Source organism: Polynucleobacter sp. 39-46-10 (genome assembly GCF_002282275.1).
This window is the reverse complement of record NZ_NCJB01000165.1, coordinates 1-5055: the sequence shown is the minus strand read 5'-3', so window position 1 is coordinate 5055 and position 5055 is coordinate 1. Positions and strand designations below refer to the sequence as shown.

Below are 5055 nucleotides of genomic sequence, written 5' to 3'. Positions count from 1 at the left end.
ATTCAGGCCTTTGTAAAAGCTGCCATGAGCGGCGGAGCTGGAAGTCCATCTAGTGCATCTGGCGGAAGCTTGGGCGGCCTGAATTTAATTCCTTGGCCTAAGGTCGATTTCTCTAAGTTTGGTGAGACAGAGCGCCAACCATTAAATCGTATAAAGAAATTGACTGCTGCGAACCTGGGTCGTAACTGGGTCATGATTCCTGCTGTGACTTATCACGAGGATGCGGACATTACCGATTTAGAGGCATTTAGAGTTCTCACAAATAAAGAGAATGAAAAGCAGGGGCTCAAAATCACGATGTTGGCTTTCTTAATGAAAGCTGCTGTTGCAGCACTTAAGAAATTCCCCGAATTTAATAGTTCTATTGACGGCGATGATTTGGTATTGAAGAAATACTTCAATATCGCCTTTGCTGCCGACACTCCAAATGGCCTAGTGGTGCCGGTGATTCGCGATGCAGATAAAAAAGGCATCTTTGAGCTCGCGCGTGAAACCTCTGAATTGGCTGCACTAGCTCGAGATGGAAAACTCAAGCCAGAACAGATGCAGGGTGCTAGTTTTACGATCTCTTCTTTAGGTGGTATTGGCGGTACGTATTTCTCACCTATCGTCAATGCACCTGAAGTAGCAATTTTGGGGGTAAGTAAAGCTGCTATGAAACCAGTGTGGGATGGCAAGCAATTTGTTCCTCGTTTAATTTGCCCATTGTCCTTAAGTGCAGATCATCGCGTGATTGATGGTGCTTTAGCAACGCGCTTCAATGTTTATATTGCTCAGCTGATGTCCGACTTCCGTCGCGCTGCACTTTAAGGAAAAGATATGGCTAAGCAAATTATTCTCGTGCCAGATATTGGTGATTACTCAGATGTTCCAGTAATTGAAGTACTCATTAAAGTGGGTGATGTGATTGAAAAAGAACAGCCTTTACTTGTTCTTGAATCTGACAAAGCAACCATGGAAGTTCCAGCAGATGCTGCAGGAACCATTCTCAGTATTTCTGTAAAAGCTGGCGATAAAGTGAGCAAGGGTAGTGCGATTGCTGAGATTGAAGTGGGAGCAGCATCTGCGCCTCAGGCTTCTTCATCCGCAGCCAGCCCATCGCCTGCAGCAGTCCCAGTAGCGGCTCCAGTGATCACTGCTCCTATCGCTGGTCAGTACAGCGGTAAAGTGGATCACGAATGTGAAGTGCTTGTATTGGGCGCTGGTCCTGGTGGTTATAGCGCTGCATTCCGTAGCGCAGATTTAGGCATGAACACGATTTTGATTGAGCGTTATGCAACTTTAGGCGGTGTTTGTTTGAACGTAGGCTGCATTCCATCAAAGGCTTTGCTCCACACGACTGCAGTGATGGATGAAGTAAAAACGATGTCTAAGCATGGCATTAGTTATGGCGCCCCCAAAATTGAGATTGATCAATTGCGTGGCTACAAAGACTCTGTCATTGCTAAGTTAACCGGCGGATTGGCTGGTATGGCTAAAGCGCGCAAAGTGACTGTGGTGCGTGGGTTGGGACGCTTCTTGGATGCGAATCATATTGAGGTTGAGCTCACTAAAGGCGATGGTCAAGATCTAGCTGGGCAAAAAGAAGTAGTGCGTTTTCAAAAGGCAATCATTGCAGCTGGAAGTCAGCCAGTAAAACTCCCATTTTTGCCAGAAGATCCGCGCATTGTGGATAGTACTGGTGCCTTATTGCTTAAGAGTATTCCAAAGCGCATGTTAGTGATTGGCGGCGGCATTATTGGCTTAGAGATGGCTACTGTCTACAGCACCTTAGGCTCCCGTATAGATATTGCTGAGATGATGGATGGTCTGATGGCCGGAGCCGATCGTGATTTAGAAAAGGTTTGGGAGAAATTTAACGCTGGCCGTTTTGAAAAGATCATGCTCAAGACCCGTGCGTCAAAAGCTGAAGTGAAAGCGGATGGTATCCAGGTCAGTTTTGATGGCGAGAATGCTCCCGCAGAGCCCCAAACTTATGACTTAGTGTTAGTAGCGGTGGGACGCACGCCCAACGGCAAGAAAATTGATGCATCTGCTGCAGGCGTCATTGTTGATGAGAGAGGCTTTATACCGGTCGACAATCAAATGCGCACGAATGTGAATAACATCTTTGCTATTGGCGATATTGTTGGTCAACCCATGCTCGCGCATAAAGCTGTGCATGAAGGTCACGTCGCCGCTGAAGTTGCTGCTGGTGAAAAATCTTACTTCGATGCTAAGCAAATTCCGTCTGTTGCTTATACCGATCCAGAAGTAGCTTGGGCTGGTTTGACTGAAGAGCAATGTAAGGCTCAGGGAATTGCTTATGAGAAGGGTTTATTCCCATGGGCTGCCAGTGGTAGAGCTATAGCCAATGGTCGAGATGAGGGATTCACTAAGTTGATTTTTGATGCTACCAGCAAACGCATCATTGGCGGAGGAATTGTAGGTACTCATGCTGGTGATTTAATCGGTGAAGTGTGCCTTGCTATAGAGATGGGTGCTGATGCTATTGATATTGGTAAAACCATTCATCCGCATCCAACCTTAGGTGAGTCAGTTGGTTTAGCTGCAGAGGCGGCACATGGCCACTGCACTGATTTACCGCCAGTAAAAAAGAAGGCACATTAGAACGCTTGCTATTTTCCGATTAAGAAAAAGCCCCGAACATGGGGCTTTTTTTCTTTCTGCTTTTCACCAAAGGAAAAAACAGAGATAGGGTAGGGTTACTTTTTCTTACTAGCTTTGCTTGCAGTCTTGCTACTTGCTTTAATTGTTTTCTCAACTGAGCTGTTAGCGCTATTCAGATTGGTTTGAGCAACTTCAACTGCATGTTTGACAGCTTTTTGGCTAGTTTCAAATACGTTAGTAGCAGAGGCAATAGCTTGTTTGATGGCGACAACAGCAGCCTCAGATCCTGCTGGCGCATTCTTAGTCCAATCCTCAACCAATGCATTAATCTTTAACTGTCCAGCTTGAAACTCTTTCTCGGCAGACTTTGTAAAGCTTGCTTGAGTTTCATGGGCTAATTCATACAAATGACGGCTATAAGCCATGATTTTTTCAGCCATCGGCTGAACTGCCTCGGCTTGATGGGCGAGGAGTTGTTGAATATCTTTTACTTCTAATGCTTTTTTGGCGCTGCTCATACTGTCGCCTAAGCTTTGTTTGGCAATATGCATATTGAGCTCAACTAGTTTTTCAATGCTCTGAAGTGCTTGATTAGTTAGTCCACTCAAAGTTTCTAGATTGGCTTTTTGTGCTGCTGCAATTTGTTCTGGCGTTAGATTCATTTCTTCCCTTTCCTGTGGGCCTGATTCATTTCTTCACTATGAGCTTTATCTGATTATTGTCAATTCATTTAGCTATCATTTTATCGTATTCATGGTGCGCTGCAATATCAAACAGAGTACTGTCAGCCATATGGGACTAGTTATTTATAAATGAGCCTAAAATCATCAATTGAATAAAAAAAATCGCGTATTTTCAATAAGTTAAACATGAGTTTGAAGCTAGATAACCTAATTGCACCACTCTTCGTGTTGATCTGGAGTACGGGTTTTGTGATTGCGCGTCTAGCGATGCCTTATGTTGAGCCTGCCACATTTCTATTTTGGCGCTTCATGGGTGTCTTAATGGCCATGGCATGCCTGAGTTTGGTCTGGAGAATCAGCTGGCCAAGCTGGCATCAAATGAAGCACATTGCCATCGCTGGGGTATTGCTACAGTTTGGCTATCTTTTAGGTGTTTGGTTCGCCGTACGTTTGGGTATGGCTGCAGGCTTGGTTGCAATAATTGTCGGTCTCCAACCAATTCTGACTGCATGGTTTGCGGCTTGGATTTCTGAAAAGGTGACGGGACGTCAGTGGGTTGGATTGTGTTTTGGGTTTGCTGGTGTGGCTCTGGTGGTGGCCGAAAAAATTGGCTTTACTCAAATCCCATTATTAAGCTACGTTCTTGCTTTCGCTGCTTTACTTGCTATTACATTCGGCACTCTTTATCAGAAGAAATTTTGCCCAGTCTTTGATCTTCGCGCTGGGTCATCAATTCAGTTTGGCGTATCAGCAGTTCTTTGCTTTATCTGTATGTATTACTTTGAGTCTGGAGTCATGGTTTGGAATGCTTCGGTTATTGGCGCTTTGCTATGGGCAATTTTCCCCTTATCAATCGGATCAATCAGTCTACTATTTATGATGATTCGTAAGGGGGCGGCAACCAAGGTAACAAGCCTCTTATACCTAACACCACCAACTACTGCAGTAATGGCCTGGTTTTTATTTGATGAGCCTTTCACACTTATGATGGCAGGCGGCCTTATATTGACCATGACTGGAGTCATATTGGTTAATCGAGGGCAAGCAAAGGCAGTTGCTACGATTGCAGAGTAAGGGCGCCTCACAAGAGAGTTTTCTGGTCAATGCAGGCAATAATGGCTGTAGAGAAGAAAAAGTTATTTATCATTCAGTATGTTAAAAGTTTTGGAAGGTTATTTGGGATGCACTTGAAACGATTTTGGCTTATTGCGTTTATTGGGCTAATGTCATTTGGCCTAATTACTTCCTTTCAGGCAAGTGCAAGCAATAATGACCCCAAGGCTTCGAAGACATCCAAGGCACCGCCCAAATCGGCTGCAAAGAAGCAAGTGAAATCGTCTAAGAAGCCCAAAACAGTTCGGACCACGGTGACCCGTTCAAGCGAGCCTGTGGTGGCAGGAAGACCTTCATTTGCAACTGCCTTAGGGTTACGCGGTCAACATGATGACCTTAATCTGAAGTCCAGTGTTGCGATGGTCGTTAATCAAGATACCAAAGAGGTTTATTTTGAAAAAAACTCCTCTGTAAGTCTGCCGATCGCATCCATCACTAAGCTGATGACTGCAATGGTGGTGCTCGACTCTAAATTGCCAATGGATGAGACACTCGTCATTAACTCAGATGATGTGAATATATATAGAAACTCCCGTCTTGCTGGTGGTACGGTCTTAACAAGAGAAGAGGCTCTATTATTGTCCTTGATGGCATCTGAAAATCGGGCAGCATATACTCTCGGTAGAAATTACCCAGGCGGTATACCAGC

Annotated in this window: 4 protein-coding genes and 1 pseudogene; 4 read left to right on the top strand and 1 reads right to left on the bottom strand. The window is 44.8% G+C overall.

The window, feature by feature from the left end; genetic code table 11:
* The coding region (locus tag B7X71_RS11565) for a 2-oxo acid dehydrogenase subunit E2 (protein ID WP_293600798.1) at window positions 1-810 on the top strand (810 nt) is incomplete at its 5' end.
* Between the two features lie 9 nt (window positions 811-819).
* The gene (gene lpdA / locus B7X71_RS11560) at window positions 820-2610 is read left to right on the top strand and encodes a dihydrolipoyl dehydrogenase (RefSeq protein WP_293600797.1); all 1791 of its coding nucleotides are present in this window, start codon (window positions 820-822) and stop codon (window positions 2608-2610) included.
* 95 nt (window positions 2611-2705) lie between these two features.
* On the opposite strand, the gene B7X71_RS11555 is transcribed toward lpdA, so the two are convergent.
* Window positions 2706-3272, bottom strand: a complete 567-nt coding sequence (locus tag B7X71_RS11555; RefSeq protein ID WP_293600796.1) for a phasin family protein — start codon at window positions 3270-3272, stop codon at window positions 2706-2708.
* A 207-nt stretch (window positions 3273-3479) separates the two neighbouring features.
* Between B7X71_RS11555 and B7X71_RS11550 the strand changes: the two genes are divergently transcribed.
* Both B7X71_RS11550 and B7X71_RS11545 read left to right on the top strand, forming a co-directional pair.
* Window positions 3480-4367 carry a DMT family transporter gene (locus B7X71_RS11550; RefSeq protein ID WP_293598113.1) on the top strand — a complete coding sequence of 296 codons (888 nt, stop codon included), beginning with the start codon at window positions 3480-3482 and terminating at the stop codon, window positions 4365-4367.
* 149 nt (window positions 4368-4516) lie between these two features.
* Window positions 4517-5055 (top strand): annotated as a pseudogene (locus B7X71_RS11545) (peptidase S11); the annotation flags it as partial.